22 protein-coding genes are annotated in these 20,495 nt (G+C 61.2%); 9 read left to right on the top strand and 13 right to left on the bottom strand.

Annotated features, from left to right (window positions below; translation table 11 throughout):
• The first annotated feature begins 12 nt into the window (after nucleotides 1-12).
• Entirely contained in the window at nucleotides 13-1,143 is a 1,131-nt protein-coding gene (locus BHQ40_RS08975; protein ID WP_070155004.1) for a PepSY-associated TM helix domain-containing protein, read from the top strand.
• Nucleotides 1,140-1,319 carry a hypothetical protein gene (locus BHQ40_RS08970; protein WP_070155002.1) on the top strand — a complete coding sequence of 60 codons (180 nt, stop codon included), beginning with the start codon at nucleotides 1,140-1,142 and terminating at the stop codon, nucleotides 1,317-1,319. The genes BHQ40_RS08975 and BHQ40_RS08970 overlap by 4 nt, the downstream gene beginning before the upstream one ends.
• Nucleotides 1,320-1,930: 611 nt before the next feature.
• Here BHQ40_RS08970 and BHQ40_RS08965 read toward each other — a convergent pair.
• The 5 genes from BHQ40_RS08965 to BHQ40_RS08945 all read right to left on the bottom strand — a co-directional run bounded on the left by BHQ40_RS08965 (nucleotide 1,931) and on the right by BHQ40_RS08945 (nucleotide 5,431).
• On the bottom strand, nucleotides 1,931-2,314 hold the full coding sequence (locus BHQ40_RS08965) for a DUF5681 domain-containing protein (RefSeq protein ID WP_070155000.1): 384 nt from the start codon (nucleotides 2,312-2,314) through the stop codon (nucleotides 1,931-1,933).
• Complete coding sequence (locus BHQ40_RS08960) at nucleotides 2,311-3,612, bottom strand: site-specific DNA-methyltransferase (RefSeq protein ID WP_216094869.1); 1,302 nt, start codon at nucleotides 3,610-3,612, stop codon at nucleotides 2,311-2,313. Before BHQ40_RS08960 ends, BHQ40_RS08965 begins: the two co-directional genes overlap by 4 nt.
• A 106-nt stretch (nucleotides 3,613-3,718) precedes the next feature.
• Nucleotides 3,719-4,147, bottom strand: a complete 429-nt coding sequence (locus tag BHQ40_RS08955; RefSeq protein WP_070154996.1) for an AbrB/MazE/SpoVT family DNA-binding domain-containing protein — start codon at nucleotides 4,145-4,147, stop codon at nucleotides 3,719-3,721.
• A gap of 133 nt (nucleotides 4,148-4,280) precedes the next feature.
• Complete coding sequence (locus tag BHQ40_RS08950) at nucleotides 4,281-4,961, bottom strand: hypothetical protein (protein WP_070154994.1); 681 nt, start codon at nucleotides 4,959-4,961, stop codon at nucleotides 4,281-4,283.
• On the bottom strand, nucleotides 4,958-5,431 hold the full coding sequence (locus tag BHQ40_RS08945; protein ID WP_139139246.1) for a hypothetical protein: 474 nt from the start codon (nucleotides 5,429-5,431) through the stop codon (nucleotides 4,958-4,960). Before BHQ40_RS08945 ends, BHQ40_RS08950 begins: the two co-directional genes overlap by 4 nt.
• A gap of 211 nt (nucleotides 5,432-5,642) precedes the next feature.
• On the opposite strand from BHQ40_RS08945, the gene BHQ40_RS24990 reads away from it, so the two are divergent.
• Nucleotides 5,643-5,846: a helix-turn-helix domain-containing protein gene (locus BHQ40_RS24990; RefSeq protein WP_083276808.1), complete on the top strand. Its 204-nt coding sequence runs from the start codon at nucleotides 5,643-5,645 to the stop codon at nucleotides 5,844-5,846.
• 502 nt (nucleotides 5,847-6,348) lie between these two features.
• Here the strand turns inward: BHQ40_RS24990 and BHQ40_RS08940 are convergent.
• The 5 genes from BHQ40_RS08940 to BHQ40_RS08920 form a co-directional block, all read right to left on the bottom strand.
• Complete coding sequence (locus BHQ40_RS08940; RefSeq protein ID WP_171905808.1) at nucleotides 6,349-8,496, bottom strand: TonB-dependent receptor; 2,148 nt, start codon at nucleotides 8,494-8,496, stop codon at nucleotides 6,349-6,351.
• The gene (locus BHQ40_RS08935; RefSeq protein ID WP_070155056.1) at nucleotides 8,493-9,635 is read right to left on the bottom strand and encodes a PepSY-associated TM helix domain-containing protein; all 1,143 of its coding nucleotides are present in this window, start codon (nucleotides 9,633-9,635) and stop codon (nucleotides 8,493-8,495) included. The genes BHQ40_RS08940 and BHQ40_RS08935 overlap by 4 nt, the downstream gene beginning before the upstream one ends.
• Entirely contained in the window at nucleotides 9,632-10,147 is a 516-nt protein-coding gene (locus tag BHQ40_RS08930; RefSeq protein WP_070154992.1) for a DUF2244 domain-containing protein, read from the bottom strand. Before BHQ40_RS08930 ends, BHQ40_RS08935 begins: the two co-directional genes overlap by 4 nt.
• Nucleotides 10,144-10,374 carry a hypothetical protein gene (locus BHQ40_RS08925; protein ID WP_070154990.1) on the bottom strand — a complete coding sequence of 77 codons (231 nt, stop codon included), beginning with the start codon at nucleotides 10,372-10,374 and terminating at the stop codon, nucleotides 10,144-10,146. Before BHQ40_RS08925 ends, BHQ40_RS08930 begins: the two co-directional genes overlap by 4 nt.
• A gap of 137 nt (nucleotides 10,375-10,511) precedes the next feature.
• A complete protein-coding gene (locus tag BHQ40_RS08920; RefSeq protein ID WP_070154988.1) occupies nucleotides 10,512-10,916 on the bottom strand; it encodes a hypothetical protein in 405 nt (134 codons plus the stop codon).
• Nucleotides 10,917-11,212: 296 nt separating this feature from the next.
• Here BHQ40_RS08920 and BHQ40_RS08915 point away from each other — a divergent pair, with 296 nt between their 5' ends.
• Nucleotides 11,213-11,875, top strand: coding sequence for a hypothetical protein (locus BHQ40_RS08915; protein ID WP_171905813.1), 663 nt, complete (start codon nucleotides 11,213-11,215; stop codon nucleotides 11,873-11,875).
• 169 nt (nucleotides 11,876-12,044) lie between these two features.
• Complete coding sequence (locus BHQ40_RS08910; protein ID WP_253183301.1) at nucleotides 12,045-12,716, top strand: hypothetical protein; 672 nt, start codon at nucleotides 12,045-12,047, stop codon at nucleotides 12,714-12,716.
• A gap of 202 nt (nucleotides 12,717-12,918) precedes the next feature.
• On the opposite strand, the gene BHQ40_RS08905 is transcribed toward BHQ40_RS08910, so the two are convergent.
• A complete protein-coding gene (locus BHQ40_RS08905) occupies nucleotides 12,919-14,385 on the bottom strand; it encodes an HWE histidine kinase domain-containing protein (RefSeq protein ID WP_070154983.1) in 1,467 nt (488 codons plus the stop codon).
• A 267-nt stretch (nucleotides 14,386-14,652) separates the two neighbouring features.
• Between BHQ40_RS08905 and BHQ40_RS08900 the strand changes: the two genes are divergently transcribed.
• Nucleotides 14,653-14,835 carry a CsbD family protein gene (locus tag BHQ40_RS08900; protein ID WP_070154981.1) on the top strand — a complete coding sequence of 61 codons (183 nt, stop codon included), beginning with the start codon at nucleotides 14,653-14,655 and terminating at the stop codon, nucleotides 14,833-14,835.
• Between the two features lie 161 nt (nucleotides 14,836-14,996).
• Entirely contained in the window at nucleotides 14,997-16,457 is a 1,461-nt protein-coding gene (locus BHQ40_RS08895) for a PAS domain-containing protein (RefSeq protein WP_070154979.1), read from the top strand.
• Nucleotides 16,458-16,462: 5 nt separating this feature from the next.
• Here the strand turns inward: BHQ40_RS08895 and BHQ40_RS08890 are convergent, their stop codons facing one another.
• Together BHQ40_RS08890 and BHQ40_RS08885 are read right to left on the bottom strand one after the other, a co-directional pair.
• Complete coding sequence (locus tag BHQ40_RS08890) at nucleotides 16,463-16,819, bottom strand: response regulator (RefSeq protein WP_083276804.1); 357 nt, start codon at nucleotides 16,817-16,819, stop codon at nucleotides 16,463-16,465.
• 599 nt (nucleotides 16,820-17,418) lie between these two features.
• On the bottom strand, nucleotides 17,419-17,892 hold the full coding sequence (locus tag BHQ40_RS08885) for a MarR family winged helix-turn-helix transcriptional regulator (RefSeq protein WP_070154975.1): 474 nt from the start codon (nucleotides 17,890-17,892) through the stop codon (nucleotides 17,419-17,421).
• Nucleotides 17,893-18,008: 116 nt separating this feature from the next.
• Here BHQ40_RS08885 and BHQ40_RS08880 point away from each other — a divergent pair, with 116 nt between their 5' ends.
• Nucleotides 18,009-18,803, top strand: a complete 795-nt coding sequence (locus BHQ40_RS08880) for an alpha/beta fold hydrolase (protein ID WP_070154973.1) — start codon at nucleotides 18,009-18,011, stop codon at nucleotides 18,801-18,803.
• A 48-nt stretch (nucleotides 18,804-18,851) separates the two neighbouring features.
• Nucleotides 18,852-20,453 (top strand): GMC family oxidoreductase, encoded by a 1,602-nt coding sequence (locus BHQ40_RS08875; RefSeq protein ID WP_083276803.1) that lies wholly within the window; start codon nucleotides 18,852-18,854, stop codon nucleotides 20,451-20,453.
• Nucleotides 20,454-20,495 lie beyond the last annotated feature (42 nt).

Below are 20,495 nucleotides of genomic sequence, written 5' to 3'. Positions count from 1 at the left end.
TATCGGCATCCGATGCGTACGGGCACAATAAGGGCATGGGCGTTCGTCCATAAGTGGTCGAGCCTCGTCTGTACGGCATTCCTGCTGATGCTGTGCGTGACGGGGCTGCCGCTGATCTTCCATGACGAGATTGATGGACTGACGCGGGAACCGGCGGCGCTTGCCCGCCTGCCCGAAGGGACGGCTTTGCTCTCGCTGGACAGCATTCTTGACCGGGCATTGCGGACGCGGCCTGGCGAGGTGCCGCTTTATATGAGCTTCGATACGGATCGCCCCGTGGTCAATGTCACCACCGGGCCAGTGCCCGACGCGCCGCCTGCGGCGATGCATTTCATGTCGCTGGACCAACGGACCGGACAAGTGCTGCCGGCCGACGAGGGGGCGGGCGCCGGCATCATGGATTTCCTGCTGCAACTCCACACCGACATGTTCCTTGGCCTGCCAGGCATGCTGTTCCTGGGCGCGATGGGCCTGCTGTTCGCGGTGGCCATCGTCTCCGGCGTGGCACTCTATGCGCCGTTCATGGCGCGCCTTCCGTTCGGCGCGATCCGGCGGACCAAAAGGATGCGGGTGCGCTGGACCGATTATCACAACCTGCTGGGCGTCACGACGCTGCTATGGGCGCTGGTCGTGGGATTGACGGGGGTCATCAATACCCTCGCGACGCCTGTAACCGACTATTGGAAGGCGCGCGAACTGGCGGCCCTGATTACGCCCTACCGGGGATTGCCGGTGCCGCGCCAACTGTCCTCGGTTCAGGATGCGGTGGACAAGGCGATGCAGGCGGCGCCCGGCATGCGGCCCCAATTTGTGGCCTTTCCCGGCGGGACGTTCAGCAGCAGCCATCATCTCGCCATCTTCCTGCAGGGCCGGACTACCGCGACGGAAAAGCTGCTGACCCCGGTGCTGGTCGATGCGCGGAGCGGCGCGCTCAGCGCAGTGAAGCCCATGCCCTGGTACATGCAGGCGCTGCTGCTCTCGCAGCCGCTGCATTTCGGGGATTATGGCGGCCTGCCGCTCAAGATCATCTGGGCCTTGCTCGACATTGTGTCGATCATTGTCCTTGGCAGCGGATTGTATCTTTGGATCAGCAAGGGCAATGGACGTGGCCGCGCGCCCATGTCTTTGACTATGGCTGGATGACCCGCATTCCCCGCCGCGGCCTCGGCCGGACGCTGATCTGGCCAGCTATCATCGGCGTTGCGACGCTTGCCGGTCTTGTGCTCGGCCTGCTTGACGATGGGCTGAATGATGTGGCGGCATGGCTGGGCGTCGGCCTGCCGCTGGCCGTCATCGGCCTGTTCATGGCGAAACGCTGACGGCGAACGGGGTTGGCGCGGCTTGCAGTCCAGAGCGAACTAGTCTGAAACTTTTTCTCCCGCTTCTCACTTTTCGAAGCGGCGAAACTCCGGATAATATAGCCATATTTCAGTGCTTTGTGATATTATTGCGGTCTAGCGCCAAAAAACCATATCAGGCAGAACAGGCGCCAAATAATTCAGATTCAGGACGTTACGCGCCATGCATCAGGCATTTTTTGCCTGTTTTGAAGCTGGGTGCGCATTTGGCGTATTTCGGCACAAAGCTCCGATATTCCGGGCCATTTGGCGATATGGGCGGGTTTCCGGAATATCGGGCGGTATTTTCGCTCCAGACCGCGTGGCCTATGTTTTCAAGCGCCCAAGCTCCGTCGCTGCGAGCCTAACCGCTTTGATAAAGTTCTCGCAAAGAAGCCGGCGCTGACAGTGCGTAGAAGCGAGTTCGATCAGCCTTGCCTCAAACAGCGTCACATATCGTCGTTTGCCTAATGCGTCTCTGATAGTCACACGGCGATTAGCTTGCGTCAGAATCCGGAGATAGGCGTGCGTCGAAGAAGCTTCTCTACGCGCTGAGAGTGGCTCTTGCACGGAGCGATCCAAATCCCCTCGCATCAAAACTCTTCGTCCACCGGTCGCATATAGGCTGGCCGCCGACCGAGGGCCGTTTGGCTGTCATATTCTTCCCGAATGGCCTGGCGCTTTAATCGAGCAGTTTCTTCGGCCGCCGCCTCCCTGGTGAACTGAATGAAATTCTTGCATCCCAACCTGTTTTCGGCCGAGCCGTTAGCAAGAGCGCGGAGGTTCGCTTCGAAGCGCGAGATGGTTTCCTCTTTGCCCTGCGCCGTTTTCACCAACATCGTCTGGTTTGCGACTTTGAGTGTTACGCGATCAAAATCGGCAAGCGTGCGCAACTCCTTTCGCGTGGATTTCGGGCGTCCTTTCGTATTGCCGGACACCCCCTGTTTGAATCGGCCATCTGCTTTCCGGGCTGTCATGCTGCTTCTCCAAGGCCCAGGGCCTCATCAGCCCGACGTTCCATCTCCTCGCACCGGCGCGCCAAGACTGCCTCGAACGTCTCACCCGTTGCTTCCAGGATTGCGGGCATCCGCACCAGCTTCTGCCAGCGCTTGATCGTCACCTCGCAGTAGCCGGGCTCATACTCGATCAGCCTTGCCCGCCGCTTCGTCTTTTCTGCTGCGATCAACGTCGAGCCCGAACCGCCAAAAGGATCGAGCACGATCTCGCCCTGCTTGGACGTATCCTTGATCGCGTCCATGATCATAGGAACAGGCTTTACTGTGGGATGCAGCGCGAGTTCGGCGTCAGGGCCGGTCTTCGTAGCGCCCCGATAGTTCCAGACGTTGGTGCGGTATCGACCGTTCTTGCCCAGCTCGACCGTATTGAGGTGGGGCGCCGACCCAACCTTCCAGACGAATACAAACTCATGCTGAGAGCGGTAAAAGCTGCCCATGCCGCCATTATCCTTCGCCCAGACACAGATATTCTTGAGGTCGCTATACACTGCCGACCCCGCGTCCGTCATCTCGTCGATATGCCGCCAGTCCATGCACTGATAGTGAATAGCGCCGTCCATGCTAACGTCCGCCGCGTTACGGAATGCGGTCTCAAGAAAGCGAGTGAACTCCTCCTTGCTCATCTCGCCCGTGGCCATGGCAAACTCGGCATGCTTCGTCTTGCCCAGCCCTCCGACATGCCCATCAATTTTTACGTTGAATGGCGGATCGGAGAAGACGAGCCGCGCCAGGTCGCCCTGCATGAGCCGCGTGAAGCTCTCCGGATCTCGGGTATCGCCGCATAACAGGCGGTGCTTACCCAATACCCACAGGTCACCGCGCTCAACGCCGCGGGTCGCGCGCTTGTCGAGTTCGGGCACATGCTCAAGCTTGGCCTCTTCCGGCGTCATCTGGCTCAGGAGATCAATCTCGGTGGTGGAGAAACCTGTGATCTCCAAATCGAACGCCTTCTCGATGGCATGCAGTTCTTCAAACTCGATCGCCAAGAGCTTGGCGTCCCAGCCGGCATTCTGAGCGATTTTGTTATCAGCAAGCGCATAAGCCCGCAGCTCAGCCTCCGACAGCTCTGTCAGGACGATGACCGGCACCTCATCCATACCGAGCAGTTTGGCAGCAGCGAACCTGCCATGGCCAGCAACGATCCGCCCTTCCTCATCGATAAGTATGGGATTGGTGAAACCGAACTGGCGGATCGAGGACGCAATTTGCTCGATCTGCCGATCGCTATGGGTACGGGTATTGCGCTTGGCGGATTTGATGACGCAAGGCGCAGTTCTACCTTCAGGGAGTGGATCAATCCCTCCCCGCGGGTGACGTCAGTGATGTTCACAGGTAACTCCTATGTATTTACCCAGCCGCCAGAGGTTAACCCCCCGACGGCCTGCTACTTAGCAACGCCTCAATAAGGGCGGCTTGATCGGGCATTTTCTCTTGGGCGCTTTGCATGATTTGGCGCAGCGCTGTGGCCCTGCCAATCAGGGTCAGCCCGGTCTCGCCTACCTGCAGGAAAACCGGTTCACCTGGCACAATGCCGTATTTTTCGCGGAGGCGCTTGGGCAATATGATGTTGCCGCTCACGTCCGTTTGGGCGGTGACGATCTCTAACTTCTCTGCTTCAGGCATAGCCTTGGTGATCGCGCCCGATCGGAGGAGGACGTTATAGACATGCTGGTAGCGGATCTTGAGGTACCGGCTGATATCGCTCGTCGAGACCCCTGCCGCATTGAGTGCGCGCACCTTCTCGGCCTTCGCCTTCATGCCGATTGTGATCTTATCCATTTCCGCTTCAGTCACGTCACCCTCCTAATCTGATGAGGGTGATACGCTCGGTACAATCAGGATGTAAATAGATACTACCTAGATAAGTCGCTATTTAGTCCCTGATGAGCCATAAGTAACCGAGATTGCTGTAATTTATTTTTCTTGGTCACTCAATGCTGCAGGCGCGCAGCGCCGGTTCAAAGCTTTCGTCGAGGGGAATTGGCCTTAATTCTCCATCCTTGATTTGCCCGACTCGGTTGATGCCTGGATCTGCAAGTCCATAGTTAGTTGCCGCGGATGCCGTGCGGAAAAGGAGCGTGCGCCCGGAGCGCAACTCCACCAGCATCTCCTTGGCGCGAACGCCGCTGGCCAGGGTGCTGGTCGCAGACATGCCCGCAGCCATGCGCATGGTCGTGGTCATGGCCTCCTGCAAAGCCTGCGTCGCGGGATCCACCGAAGCACCCTGTGCCGACATAGTGACACCGCCCGCGACTGGCGGATTGTCAGCGGCCTTGAGTTCCCGAAATGGCTTATCATCAACGCGCCAAAGAATATCGCCAGTGGGCAGGCGGAAGCGTCCACCGCTACTTACCCCCACCAGCAGTCCAGCCGCGCCATTGAGTTCGACGATTGGGTAGAGATAGCCGGTACGCGAGAATCGGGTACGCCCGACATAGTCCAAAGCGGAGACAACGCAGCGGGCGGCGCCCGTGATAGGATCAGATATGTGCTGTGCTTGCCAGGTCGGGGAGGGGGGCTTTTTCGCGACAGCGGCCGATGGGATGGCGGACAGCGTTATACCACCCAAGATAATCGGTAGGGACCAGGGCAGTGAGAAGCTCATCATGCCGACTCCTGCGATCCGTCGGTCTGGATGCCGGCCTTTCCGAACAGGATGTCGACCAGCCGGCCCATATTATCCACCTTGTCGAAGCGACGAACCGGGACGATTCGATGCGCAAGGCGTTCTGCCTTGATCCCAAGCGCATTGGCGCGGCTGTGCCGCGCAATCCGATCGCCTAAAGCGGGAAGCTTGTTTCCTGGACTATCCCCAAACCAGCGAATAGCGCCGAAGTCTCGGATCGTCGGATCCCACACAAGCCAGACCACGCAGCCAGAGGGCTTGGAAGCAAGCTTCGTGTTGACTGACACGTCTGCGCGAGCGCCGCCAGCGATCATCACTTTGAGCTGAATATGGCGGATGACCTCGCCTGCTTCCACGACTAGGTCATAACCGTCCTTGTCCACTTCGGCATGGAGCACCGAGTAATCGACGCCACGCTCCAGTAACTCAAGGCACAGCTGACCCAGAAACACATGCTCGAACGCTTTTTCGCGGGCGGACGAATGATAGGTGAGGGCGATGGTCCTTTCGGACCTGTCCGGCGAAATCTGGCAAGGCATATTCATAATGCTAGTCCTGTCGACAATCAGTGACAGGCAATGCGCTCGGATGCGGGGCTCAAGTCAAGTCAATTGTCTCTCATCGTCTGTAGAACGATTGTCGACATGGTTTCACGGTCGGCAAGTGGATGTTCGTCAACGCCTCGCTGCCAATCTAAGACGCCTCCGTCAGGAGCGCGAGCTATCGCAGGAACAGTTTGCGTTCGAAGCCGGGATTCATCGCACTTATGTGAGCGATCTTGAACGCGGGATGCGTAATCCGACCATAAACGTGGTCGAGAAACTAGCTTTGTATTTTGAAGTGCCGATCGGTGCGCTGCTGGACTAGACATCGCGGTGATCGTTGATGAATGCGATTATTGCTTGAACGGGCGGTTGAGCCGCGCCTAGGCAAAATATGCAGACGCTTTGCCCAGCACTCGTTTGCTTGCCGCAGCTTGCGAACCTTTCGTTCCAGCGCCTTTATTTTGTCCGCAACATTGGTTGTGACGCGCGCCCGCTTGCCGCTGTCGACCTCAGCCTTCTTCACACACTAATTCAGGGTTGGCGGCGAGCGGTCGATCTTTTTGCCGATCAATAGCAGCGATGCACAGCGCCATGCATAATTCCGCTTGGATCCAGTTCCATCCGAATCGCCCGCTCGAGCACCTCGGGCACAAGCTTGTTCATCGTCTTGCTCATATAGGCTTCATCAACTTAAGAGTTAAAGCCTCCAGCAAATCCGGCGTGGCTCAGACAGCAGGGGATGCGACTGCGATTGCCGTGGTCAGTGCGATGATCGATGTCTTCGCGTCAGTTACTTTCTGGAATTTTTTAAGAGCCGGGGCGGCTCAGAATTTGCGGGTGAACGAGAGTTCGACGCTGCGTGGCGCGCCAACGAAGACGAGGCCCGAGGCGTAGCCCGACCAGTCGGCGTAGAACTCATCGGTGAGGTTGCGCCCGCGCAAGGTCAGCGTGCCGAACGGCACATTCCACGAGACCGCCGCATCGAACGTCGTGAAGGCGTTGACCTTGGTGACGTTGGCGGTCTCGGTGTAGAAATCGCCATTGTGGCGGATGCTGCCGACGATCGTGATCGGCAGAGCCTTGGGCGCGTAAGTCACGACCAGATCGGCGAGCCGTTCGGGGACGTTCTGCGGCCGGTTGCCCGCGCGATTGACGCCGCCGGCCTCGATCAACTCAAGATATTTGGCGTCGAGCAGCGTACCGCTCGCCGTCACATTGAGTTCCGGGGTGACCGGTAGGCTCAGCGACAGCTCGACGCCCTTCGACCGCTGGGCGCCGCCCTGGAACACGACCGCGGGATTGGTCGGATCGCGGGTCAGGATGTCATCCTGCCGGATATAGAAGGCCGAAGCGGTCAGTTCGACGCCCGTGCCGGTGAGCGAGGTCTTGACGCCGCCTTCGTAGCTGTAGCCGGTGGTGAGCTTGAACGCGGCGTTGGCTGCGCTGAGGAAAAGTAGCCCGCTGACCGGCGTCACCGCATGGGTATATTGGGCAAACAGCTGGGTGCGCGGCGTGACGCTGTAGACCGTGCCGGCGCGCCATGAGATCGGATGATAGGTCTGGCCGTAGGTCTGCACCGCGCTGCTGGTGGCATTGAGCACGCGGCGGTCGAGCTTGACGTCATCATAGCGGATGCCGCCGACCACCAGCCACTCATCGGTCAGGTTGAGCGCGTTTTCGGCGAAGATCGCGAAGCTGTCGACCTTGGCGGTGACGTCCTGCCGCGTGGCGAAATTGGCGGGCGTGTCGGCCGGAAAGGTACCGCGCACCGGGTTGAACGGGTCGAGCGCCGTGCCGGTGCCGAAGCGGCGCACGGTGAAGAAGTCGGTCTCGCCATATTCCGCGCCGATGGTGAAGCGATTGCGAAGCCCTCCGATCCGGCCGTCGAAGGCGAAGTGCAGCCGCTGGTTCCAGTACTGGTGATCGTGGCTGATGTAGGTCGCGCCCCTGCCGATCAGTCCGGTCGCCGCGTTGAACGTATATTCGTCGGCGTCCTTATAATCGCGGAAGCTGTCGTAATAGCTCGTGTCGCTGATGATCTTGAGAGAGTCGGTCAGGGCATACTCGGCCCGCGCGCGCAGCCAGGTCGTGTTCGACCCGTCATGACCGTCGGTGTAGTCGTAGTTGGTGCGGCGCATCGCCTTGTCGAGCACGAGGCCTGAGCTGCCCGACACTGCCGAGGAGGGGTCGCGCGCGACAGCGCGCGAGACGACCGGCGTGCCATAATAGGCGGTGTTGAACCGATCCTCGAAATGATCGACTGACACCACCAGCGAGAAGCGGTCGCTGGGCTTGAACAGTAGTGATCCGGTCGCGGCGAAGGTGCGACCGTCGGTGTCGTCGATCCAGCCCGACGAGCGCGAGAAGGAGACGTCGCCGCGCACCGCGACGGTCTTGCCGAGCGGCACGTTGATGTCGCCCGCGAGGCGCGCGGTATCGAAGCTGCCGTAGCTCGCCAGCATTTCGCCGCTCAGTCCATCGAGATTGGGGCGGCGCGGCACGAAGTTGATCGCGCCGGCGAGCGCGCCCTCGCCCGAGGTGACCGAGGCCGGCCCCTTGATCACCTCGATCCGCTCGAACGACCAGGCGTCGAAGTTGCGCAGGCCCACATCGGAATTGGCCATGCGCACGCCGTCGTAAAGATAGTTCACCGCACGGTGGAAGCCGCGCATCGAGACCGAGCCGATCGACCCCGGCAGGTTGCCCGAGGCGACGCCGGGCGCGGCGTTCATCGCCTCGATCGCGGTGCGCACACCCTGCAGCTGGAAATCCTGCTGCGTGACGACGTCCACCACCGCCGGGGTCTCGCGGATGGTGAGGCCGAGCCGGCCGGAGACTTCGGGCTCTTTTTCCAGCTGCTGGCCCGTCACGATGATCGTGTCGCGCTCCGGGCGATCGGTGTCGTCGGCGCTCTGGGCGAGCGCGGGCGATGCGACGAGACAGGCGGCGATGGCGATGAGCGATGCTTTCACGAGAGACTCCCTGTTGCATGTGATTGGGCGCGGGCGGCGAGGCGCCGGCGCCAGTGAAGGAACCCGGTCACGAACAGACCGAGAGGAACCAGACCGAGGATGATGGCGAGGATGCGGGTCGCGAGACCGCCAACTGATCCGTCGTGCAGGACGCGGATCCATTTGGCGGTCGTCGTGCCGGCATTGCCCTGCCGGACATCATGCACCGCCAGGACACGGGCAGAATATTGATCGACGAAGACGAAGCTGCTCGGGAAGCGGCGGTGCGGATCGCCCGGCATCTGCACGCGCATCCGGAACGGCTCCGATCCGATCCCCGGAACGTCGATGAAGGCCAGCCGCGCGTCCGGCGCGGCGCGATGCGCGGCGGCGAGCGCCTCGGAGATGGGGATCTGCTGGCCGCTCGATGCGCTGGATTGCGGGTCGGGCACCTTGTCCGGCGCTGTGATCGCGGCCGTCAGGAGCTGCGTCTTGATCGCCGGCAGCGCCAGCAGCGCGCCTGTGCCGACCAGAATGAAGAGCAAGGCCATGCTCCACACGCCAGAGAGCTTGTGCAAATCGCGTAGCCGTCGGATCGGCGCGGCGTGACGCTTGAAGGCGAGCGCCTTGCGCCAGGACCCGCGTGGCCACCACACGATTATGCCGCTCACCAGCAGCACCAGCATCGCGAAGCCCGACCAGCCCACGATCTGGCTGCCGACCTCCCCGGCGAGCAGATGCATGTGCAGCTCGTAGAGCCAGCTCATCAGATAGCCGCCCCACGGCTCGGCGCGTAGCACGCGCTCGCCGTCGGCTGAGAACCACACCATCTCGCGTTCGGCGTGATGGCTGTGATGATCGGACGGGTAATAGCGCGCCGGAATCGCGCCGCCCTCTCCGGTGGCCTCGAACGACCAGCTGCCGTGCGGATCGTGCCAGCGCGCCCGCCCGGTCGCGAGCGTACGGTCCCATGTGGGGGAATCCCAGTCCGGTGCGGACGTGCTCACATGCTGCTCGACCGCCGGATGCAGCACCCGGTCGATCTCGATGTAGAAGACGAGCGCCGAGCCGGTCAGCCCCAGCAGGGCGAACAGCCCGCCCAGGCCAAGCCCCAGCCAGAGATGGAACTGGCGAAGCAGGATGCGGGTACGCGATGTCATGCAAACCGGCCGCGCGCGTGCTCGAGGATGGCGCGGATGCGCGGTTCGATCGCGCGCCGCTCGTCCGCCGACACGCATTGCCCGATCCGATGGCGCTCGCGCCGAAACACGAGCCACAGCTCATGGTCGAGTTCGGTGCGACCGCTCGCTTCCAGCCGTGTCCAGAAGGCGGGCAACGTAATGCGCGATCGCCGACCGCGACCGTCCATCCGTTCCAGCTCGACCTGTCCGCCGACCACGCGCAGTCGTTCTTCGGGCACGGGGCTGCGGTTAAAGATGTGCAGCGCGACAGCGAGCGCGCCGATGTCCAGCATCGAGAAGATCAGCACCGGCCAAGCGCCCAGCAGCACGAAGCGCAGCGAGACGAGCGCCGCGGTCGCGCTGGCAGCGATCAGCAGATAGCGGCCTGGAAAGGGCAGCGTCGAACGCGGCGACACCATGCGGATCTCGGCGGCATCGCCCGCCGCGCGGTCCCATGGGCCTGCCCGGTCAGACGAAAGGATCTCCGTCATCGTGCAACGCCCGCCGCCAGAGCTGGCGATCCGGGCGCAAGCGACCCGTCATGAATTAGCGCGTCACCGGCCCGGAACAGCAGACACAGGCCGATTGCGAGCCACGCCGAACGCCGGGTTTGGCGCAGCCACGATATAAAGGGCGCAGGATCTTGCGCAGCCAGATGACGGTTGCGCGTCACGGCGACGGGCGAGAGGCCCGCCGGTCCGGCGACAAAACTGTTCATGTGATGATTCCTCGGCACGCCAGGCCGAGGCAATGACGCACTCAGGCCGGACGATCTAATACGGATGCATCAGCGCGCGGTCCGCGGGCACGCCAATGCGTGCCCGCGTCCCACCCTCGCTCATGCGACCAATGAAATCAGATTGCCGGGGGACCCCTTAGCGGTGGTCGAAGATAGGGAGATGCGCTTGCCGCCGTAAGCAGCAGCGGACGCATGCCGAGCGCCAGCACGAACAGGATGGCTGCTGCCAGCAGGATCGGGTCGGCTGCCGCCAACGATGGCGCTGAAAGGCCCGCGAACGCGCAGGGTTGCTCCGTCTTGCCGTGCTGGCTTCCGCCGTCCGATTTCCCGTGCTCTAGGCCGGGAATCGTGATCACCATCGTGGTCGGTCCCATGCCGGAGCAGACGCTAACGACGATCTGGCCGTTCGACACGGTCGGCATGAAGCCGGAGGGAATGGCGATCTTCATGATCAGCGCAAGTGCGATGATCGCGCAGGCGAAGGGCCGATTGGCAAGGACGAGGCGACGCAGCCGATGCACGAGAAACGCCAATAGCGAGGAGGCAGGGCCCTGTCATGTACTTAACGCGCCTCGGGTCAAAGGCAGTTGCGCAAATGCTGGGACAAGCAACCTGAAACGGGATGGGGCGGGTCGCCCGCCAAGGCTGACAGATTCAGGCGTAAGGGGGAATATGGGCGGTCGCCAGATTAACGAGGGGTCCGGTGAGGCTTTCCTGGTCGACTTGAATCGCTGTTCGCCCGTCGGCTCGCCGCCGCGCTACGATTTCAAAATTGCTTTGAAGCACCTTTTGGGCTGATCATAGGCCGATGGACTTCATGAAATGGCTCAACTCGCTCGACGAGCTTCTTTACGAGGTGATGAGCTGGCTCGTCTTCTATCCGCTTACATTCTGGCGGGCGATGACCAGGCCGCTGGACATGATGGCCTATGCGGACCGACAACTGCTTCTTCCCGAAGACAAGCAATATTCCAACGCGCTCAGCCCGCCGCTTTTCCTGATCCTTACATTGCTGGTTGCCCACGGCCTCGCGGTCGCCCTTGGCCAGACAGACCAGATCGTCGCTGACCGCCATGGCCTCGCCGCCACTATCACCGATGACAGCAGCGCGCTTCTCTTGCGCGTGTTCGTCTTCGCGATCTTTCCGCTGGTCTATGCGCTCCGCCTCTTACGCGCGACGCACCAGTCGATCGACCGGGAGAGCCTGCGCCAGCCATTTTATGCGCAATGCTATCCCGCCGCCCTGTTCGCGCTTGGGCTCAGCCTGAGCACGACGCTGGCGACGCTCGGCTGGTCATTGGCGCGGATCGCGTGCCTTGCCATTCTCGCAGCGGCGTTCCTACATTTCATGACGGCCGAGGCGCGCTGGTTCGCCGCGAAGCGCAAGATCGGCCTAATCCGTGCGGTGGGCGATACGCTACGGTGCTTTGTGGAAAGCTTCGCCCTGCTTATTCTGGTCGGGGTTCTGTTCACTCGCTAGAATGGCGGCCGGGGGATGAAAGGACTGGCTCATGCGTAGGCATCGCGTGCTACCCCTTTTGCTTTGCTGCGCGGCATATCCCTCATCAGCGCAGACACCGCCGGCAGTCGCCGATCTGGTGGGAGCCCGGGGATCGAGCGGGGAAAGCGAACTCCAGCGACGCGGTTATGTGTTCGTTCGCACCCAAACCGGTGATGATCGCAAATGGAGCTACTGGTGGCATGGCGGTCTCCGCGAATGCCTCTCGGTCACGACGTCTGACGGGCGCTATTCTGCCATCCTGGCCACGCCGCCGGCCGACTGCGGGCGTGATGCGGCGTCCCACGGCGATCGGCGGAGAGACCCGCCGCGACTCGCGGGCGGCTTGCCGGCGCCCCGGACGGGCGCGCCAAGCTATGTCGAGAATGGTCCGGCCGCGGCGGCCGGTGAGGTGGAACTCGGCCTTGTCTGCTTCGGCGACGGGCAAAGGCCGACCATCGCCAGCAGTCCGACCTGGACGTGGGACGACCGGCGACGACGCTATAATTATGGGACGCAGAACGGACTGACCCAGGAGCATTTCGACGCATCGCTCATGCTCCAGTTTTGGCAGGGCGGCGGTCGGATCCGACTGCCGAAGAAGCTGATCCCGCCGATCAATTCGCACGGCCAGGATGGCTGGTGGGACCTGTCTGACGTTGCACTCGCGCCCGACCGGATCACGGCGACCTATCGACTGAACGGGCTCAACAAGCCGCGGATTGCGATCGATCGCCGCAGCGGCCGGATCACGATCGTGGGGACTGCCGACTACGCCTTTCGGGGAGACTGCGACCTTGTTGGGGGTGGCCGGCGCTTCTGAACCCGGTCGGGGCATTTGCCTCGACCGGACGGTCTGTCTATCTCCCTTCCCATGCTCGAACCTGAACCCTTGGCGCGGCCGCGGTCGGCGCTGCGCGATTTTCTGCATATCGTGGCGGCCGACCGGATTCCGTGAACATCAGCACGTCCGTTAGGGCCAACTTTGTGGATCCAGCCAGCACTTGGCGGCCTTATTATCAAATCTACAAGCCGTCGTTATGGAGCGGGGCGTCGATAACCAGAGTTACGCCATGAGGCGCATAATCAATTTTGGCTGTGCCACCCGTGTCGCGCGCGAGCACCCGCTCTATCAGCGTTGTCCCAAACCCTGATCGATCAGGCGTAGAAACGGGAGGGCCGCCAGCCTCTGTCCAGCGCAGCAACAAGCGCCGGGTATCTTGATCGGTACCTATTTCCCAGACAATGCGAACTTCCCCTTCATCGACCGACAGCGCTCCGTATTTCGAAGCGTTGGTTGCCATTTCGTGCATGGCAAGCGCGAGCGACGTTGCAATGCGAGGGGGAAGGCTGACGTCTGGCCCGGCGAGGTGAAATTGCGCTCCGTCATCCGCGCCAAATGGGGCAAGCGTGCGTTTGAGGAGGTCGCGTAGCGAAGCGCCTTCCCAGCTTTGCTGCACCAAAATGTCGTTTGCTGCAGCCATCGCGAACACACGCGCCTGAAGCGTCTCGCCAGCTTCGTCCAGCGAATTGGCCCGGCGCAGCGTTTGCGAAATGATCGCCTGGATCATGGCGAGGCTGTTCTTCACGCGATGGCTAAGCTCGCCGGCGAGGAGGTTGCGATGCTCCTCGTCCCGCTTCCGACGCGTGATATCCTGCGATACACCGATCATTGCCAGCGGTGTCCCGTCTGCTCGGTAGTTTGCCTGTCCCCGGATCTGGACCCAGCGCTCCTCCCCACCAGGTGTCAGCAGTCGATATTCGACATCGAGCAACGTGCCTTTAGCGATCGCTGTCGCTACTGCTTCATCGCGCATCTGCCTGTCATCGGGGTGAACCGCTGCCATGAGGTCGTCATAAGAGAAAGGTTCGCTGACCGGCCGGCCGAAATTCTCCTTACACCCTTCTGAAGCGATCATCCGCTGCGACTGGATGTCCAGGCTCCACGAGCCCATTTGGCCCGCCTTCAGGGCGAAGCGAAGTCGCTGCTCGCTTGCGATCAGTTCGGCGTCGCGGCGAGCAACCTCGGATTCAAGATCGCCGCGCTCCCGCTCCAGTTGAGCCAAGCGCTCACGCTCGAGCGTAACGTCGAACTGGGAGGCGAAGAAGTAAGTCAGCGCGCCATCAACGTCGAAAACAGGCGAAACCAGCACACGATTCCAAAATTTCGCGCCATCCTTCTTGTAGTTGAGCAGGTCCAACTCAATGGGCGTTTTCGCCGCGATCGCGTCGCGTAGCCGAGAAACTTCGCTACGATCGGTCTCTGGTCCCTGGAGGAACCGGCAATTGCGTCCAATAATTTCATGACGGCCATAGCCGGTGAGTCGCGAGAACGCATCGTTGACAAAAACGATGGGATTGTCCGGCTGGCCGGGATCGGTGATCAGCATTGGCATCCGCGTCGTTCGGACCGCGGACGAGAAGGGATCAGGACCGCTTCCGGTTCGGGCAAACTCTGCAAGGATGCGAGCGTCTTCGTCAGTGTCTTTCACGCGCTAGTCCGGTCATTAGGTTTCGTCGCCGGGCGGGCGGCAACTCCAATATAGCTGGAACGGAACACGAACGCCATTCCCTCCTTGGTTTGGACAGCGGGCGCCATTCTCGACTGAGAAGTTGGACCAGAAGAGGCTGCGAATATGACCACTTCGCATATAGACCATCGTCGGCGTCTCTTACCGCCTTCGCGATCGGGAACCGGCGTCCAGCCGCTTGAGTTTTCCGGTTGCCGCATTGAGCGGAAAGCATGCAAGGAGGCAAATATGGGTGAACTTACCGATAAATTGAGCGCTGCCGGTAACAAGGCTGTTGGCAGTGCCAAGGAAGCCATCGGCAAAGCGACCGATAATGACAAGCTTGTTGCAGAAGGCGCGGCGCAAAAGCTCAAGGGGACGGGTCAGGACGTAAAGGGCAGCGTCAAGGGCGCGCTCGGCGATAAGATTTAAATCTATCTTGGGATTGCTGCTGGCGCAGCAATCCCAGAAATCCTTTTCAGAAGCGGCTCTCCCTCCAATTAATTCGCCGGCGTAATCGAACTCTGATTTGACCGGCATGATTAGAGGATTTCGCTGTAGAAAATTCATCTTATCGGTAGGCATTGCAAGACATGCAGAGTTTCGAATTACTATTACTGGAGAACGATAAAACGCTCAAGTCGATCACCGATTTTGCTTCAACACTCTGTGATACGCCAGTAGCTTTGGTAAGTTTTGTCGAGGACAAGCGGCAGTGGTTTCCTGCGCGGACTGGGCTGACAGTGCGCGAGACACCACGTGAGCAGTCTTTCTGTGCCTTCGCGATGTTTGGTAACGATATCATGATCGTTCCCGATGCGACGCACGATCCGCGTTTTGCCCATAATCCTTTGGTGACAGGCGATCCCTATATTCGTTTCTACGCCGGTGCTCCTTTGGTATCCGAGGATGGCATAAAACTGGGCGCGCTCTGCGTCATAGACAACCAACCCCGCGCGGATTTGACGTCGGAACAGCGGCAAGGGCTCAACCTGCTCGCTTCGCACGTTATGTTGTTTCTGACGTCCCGGCGATCGAGCCGTCGCAGCGACCGAGAGATCAATGAGCGTGAAGCGAAATTCCGCGTGCTTGCAGATGCAATGCCACAAATGGTCTGGTCAACACGACCCGACGGCTTCCACGATTACTACAACGCCCGCTGGTATGAATATACGGGTGTTGAGCCGGGATCGACCGATGGCGAAGGGTGGAATGGCATGTTCCATCCCGAAGACCAGGAGCGAGCGTGGTCGGTATGGAGACATTCGCTCGAGAGCGGCGAGCCCTACGAGATTGAGTACCGGCTCCGCAATGCGCAAGGCGAGTATCGTTGGACCCTTGGCCGCGCACTTCCGATCCGTGACGACAGTGGCGCGATCACACGATGGTTTGGTACCTGCACCGATATCCATGAGCAGAAGATGATCCAGGTGCAGCGCGAGGTGATTGCGCAGGAGCTTAGTCACCGGATCAAGAATATCTTCTCGGTCATCACCGGTTTGATCAGTTTTTCGACACGGCATCATCCCGAAGTCCGAAGCGTGGCAGATGATTTGCGTGATCGCATAATGGCGCTCGGCCGCGCGCATGATTTTGTTAGACCGCACAGCGAACACTCGCGCCCGGTCGTAGGCCAGAACAGCCTTTTGGGCATGCTGGGCGAGCTCCTGGAGACCTATGTCGAACGGGTCACTATTGATGGCGAAGACGTCACCATTGATGATCGTTCGGCCACGCCCCTGGCACTGGTCTTTCATGAGCTTGCAACTAACGCTGCCAAATACGGGTCACTGTCTCTGCCCGACGGGCAGGTCCATTTGAAATGCCGCTCAACCAAACAGTTCGCTAAGCTGGAATGGCAAGAGGTCGGCGGACCGACGGTTTCGCAGCCGGAAAATTCAGGATTCGGCACCCAACTGATTGAACTCAGCGCTGTCCGACAATTGGGCGGATCGATCTCGCGAGAGTGGAATCCAGATGGGCTGCGGGTGGAACTGACGGTGCCCTGCTCCTCGCTGCAACGCGCCCCGGTATCAGCGCTTAAACGCGGATGACGGCCTCATACTCGGTCATAGGTGCGATCCCTGGCAGCGGCGGCTAATATAGCATCCGCGGTAAAGGGCTTTTGGATGCAACCAATTGCGTCGGGCGCAAGCTCGCCGATCTGAGATGGATTAGCCGTGACGTAAACGACCCGCGTGCCATGTTGCGAGGCAAGCTCGTGCGCAATCCGTGGTCCGATAGGGCCGTCGCGCAGATTAACATCGACGAATGCCAACTGAGCATTTTGCGCGGACGATAGCGCTTCGGATTGGTCCGTAGCGATCGCGACGACGTTATACCCGGCATCCTCTAAAATGCGCTCGATCTCCATAGCGATAAAAATCTCGTCTTCGACTATCAACACGGAGATCATATATTTTGCCCTGCTATCGGACACATAATGTTGTTGATGGCACATCGTTCCAAGTCATGAGTGTCACGACCGACATGCATGGAGGGACCGTCGTCCACCGTGACCTGTTCAAGCGGCTCAAATCAGCAACTCACGGCGGACGCCAAGGTGGCGACGAGCGAGGGTTCATCCCGCTTCCTGCCCTAACGTCCGGCCCGGGACATCGCATGGGACGTAGCTCAAGGAGACCAAATGCCGCATGACTGCAGGTTGCGGATCCTCATGGCAGATTACGGCAAAAGCTGTCATTCGCCATAACTCTGGCGAATGGCAGGTAAGTCCCAAGATCAGCCTTCAACGGGCCGACCTGAGGGCTCGTGCGACGTCGGTGGCATCGCTCGATCCAAAGGCGACCCTGAGAGTGCCTTTCTACATCAATTTATGCGTCGCCGGCGCTTCGTGGCTCCTGCCAACGCGAGCGAACGGCCCCTCCTACCGAGGAGGATCGGCGCTGCCGGCCCGAAAGGAGCTCGGCGCGCTCGCCCGACGCGTTCGGGACGCAGGCCGACGGCGGGCAATACCTCTGCGCTGATCAACTCGCCGAACCGTGGGTGATCGCATCAATGTAACTCCGGCGCCTCCCAACCGCCAATATGGGCGTAAACCGCATCTCGCAGTTCGGCCATCTGACGATTGAGCCTGCCTAGCGCGGCAGGTGTTTCGCCGGATGCGATCAGGAGCGTATCGCCAAGACAACCCGCCCTCGAGCGAAGCGCGGTGCCTTTGTCGGTGACCGACACGATTACCTGCCGCTCATTCTCGGGATTCCGGGCGCGCCGGATCAAGCCGGCTACCTCAAGGCGCTTGAGGAGTGGTGTCAGCGTGCTCGATTCGAGCGCAAGCTGGTGTGCGATGGCGCCGACCGTCTGATCAGCTTCGCGCCAGAGGACATTCAGAACAAGATACTGCGGGTAGGTCAGGCCGAGCGCATCGAGAAGCGGCTTGTACGCTCGTTGGATCGCGATCCCGGCGGAGTAGATCGCAAAGCAAAGCTGCTCGTCGAGCGGCACGGGTGGATTTTCGGTCTTCGGCATCGAGTAAATTCCACAAAAAGATATCGCGATAAACTTTATGGTGGACAGGCCGCCGAATCGCAACTAGATAACACATATCGCGATAACAGTTATCGCCGTTGTTAAGGAGATGTACGATGAAGTCGCTCGTGACGGCCTTGATCCTTTCCGCGTCAGCGCTCACGCTGACACCGCCAGCAGCACTTGCCCAGGCAACGGCCCCGGCCGTCAAGCCGGCTGCGACTAGGAACGTGGTCCTTGTCCACGGGGCATTCGCCGACGGGTCGGGTTGGCGCAAAGTTTACGACACCCTGAGCGCGCGCGGCTACCGCGTCACAATCGTGCAGAACCCGCTTACCTCATTCGAAGACGACGTAGCCGCTACGCGGCGTGCGCTGGACCGGCAGGATGGGCCGGCCATACTGGTGGGGCACAGCTGGGGCGGCACCGTCATCACCGAGGCCGGGGATCATCCACGGGTGCGTGGCCTGGTCTACGTCTCCGCCCTGTCTCCAGACGTGGGCGAGACGACCGCGCAGCAGTATCAGGGCTATACGACGCCGCCGGAGTTCGTGATCGAGACGACCAAGGACGGTTTCGGCTATGTGAAGTCCGACAGCTTCGCCGCGGGTTTCGCTGCGGATGCGACCAAGGCTGACGCCGACTTTCTGAACGCGTCGCAAGCGCCGATCAACATGGCGAGCTTTGAGGTCAAGCTGCAGCATGCCGCCTGGCGGACCAAGCCGAGCTGGGCTGTCATCGCAACCGACGACAAGGCGTTTGATCAGCGGATGCTGCAGAGCATGGCCAAGCGCATCGGGGCGAAGGTCACCACTGTCGCGGCAAGCCACGCGCTCTTCTTCACTCAGCCTAAGGTCGTCTCCGATGTGATCGACGAAGCGGCCCACCAGGCGGGCTCGACCCCGCGCTGAGGTTCGCTTCCGCGGCTTGATGACCCGCATTCAGAAAGGTCCAATTCGATGAACACCACCTCCGATGTCCTCGGGGCACTGACAACGCGCGCCCGCCGGGATCGCGAAGAACATCTGAAGCCGGTCTATGAATTCATCGTCTGCGGCGCCGGTGCCGCAGGGTCGGTGATCGCCCGGCGCCTGTCCGATAACCCTGATGTGTCCGTCCTCCTCATCGAGGCCGGCGGCAGCGACGAGCACGAGGCAGTCCTGAACCCGGCCCAGTGGCCCAGCAATCTGGGAACCGAGCGCGACTGGGGGTTCCAGGCAGAACCAAATCCGCATTTGGGCGGTCGAACGCTCCCCATGTCGATGGGGCGCGGGCTGGGCGGCGGATCGAGTATCAACGTCATGGTCTGGGCCAGGGGACACCGCGCCGACTGGGACCATTTCGCCAAGCATGCGGATGACGCTGCGTGGGGATATGAGCGGGTGCTCGACATCTATCGGCGCATCGAGAACTGGCAGGGTGTGCCCGATCCACAGTATCGCGGCACGGCCGGGCCGGTCTGGGTGCAGCCGGCACGAGACCCGAGCCCGATTGCGGGTGCCCTGTTGGACGCAGCTGAGGCGCTCGCCATCCCGCGGTTCGACAGCCCCAACGGACGCATGATGGAGGGAGCGGGTGGCGTCGCTATCACCGACATGCTGGTCCGCGACGGGCGGCGGCATTCGATCTACCGCGCCTATCTCCACCCGATCCTCGGTCGGCCGAACCTGACGGTCGCAACCGACACGCTGGTTCGACGGGTGCTGCTCGATGGCTCGCGGGCGACCGGCGTGGAGGTCGAGCGCGGCGGCAAGATCCTGACCATCGGCGCCGGCTCGGAAGTGATCCTGTCCACGGGCGCGATCAACACCCCGAAGCTGCTGATGCTGTCTGGCGTCGGCGATCACCGGCACCTTGCTGATCACGGCATCCCTGTGGCGCGCCACCTGCCCGGCGTGGGTCTGGGCCTGCAGGATCACGTATCATTCGGCTGCACCTGGGAGTATCGTGAACCCATCGCTCCGCAGGCTAGCGGCAGTGAAGCCACGTTGTACTGGAAGAGCCGTCCGGAGCTCGAGGCGCCCGATCTGCTTTTCTGTCAGGTCGAGTTCCCGGTCCCCAGCGAGCGAACCGCGGCGTTGGGCGTGCCGGAGCACGGCTGGACGATGTTCGCCGGCCTGGCCCAGCCGCACAGCCGTGGCGAGGTCCGGTTACGATCGCCCGATCCACACAAGGCGCCGCTGGTCGATCCCAACATGCTGTCCGACCCGCGTGATCTGGAAGCAGCGCGTGCCTGTGTACGCTTGTGTCGAAACATCGGAAACGGGGCGGCCTTTTCGCCTTACGTGAAACGAGAGGTCATACCTGGGGCGGGGGCCGCCCTAGATGATCGGTTCATCCGCGACGCGGCGGTCACCTACTGGCATCAGTGCGGCACGGCGCGGATGGGGAGCGACGACTTGTCGGTGGTGGATGGATCGCTCGCGGTCCACGGCCTCGAGAGGCTCAGGGTCGCCGATGCATCGATCTTCCCCAGGATCACCACCGGCAACACCCAAGCGCCATGCGTCGTGGTCGGCGAACGAGCCGGCGACATACTGGTGGCGAAACACCGTTTGTAATGTTGAGCGAGGCCCTGCGCTTGGTGCAGCAGGCGCAGGGCC

This window comes from Sphingobium phenoxybenzoativorans, from assembly GCF_001757355.1.
Taxonomy (GTDB): domain Bacteria; phylum Pseudomonadota; class Alphaproteobacteria; order Sphingomonadales; family Sphingomonadaceae; genus Sphingobium; species Sphingobium phenoxybenzoativorans.
Note: the sequence above shows the minus strand (reverse complement) of the source record. Positions and strands in the feature narration are given on the sequence as shown.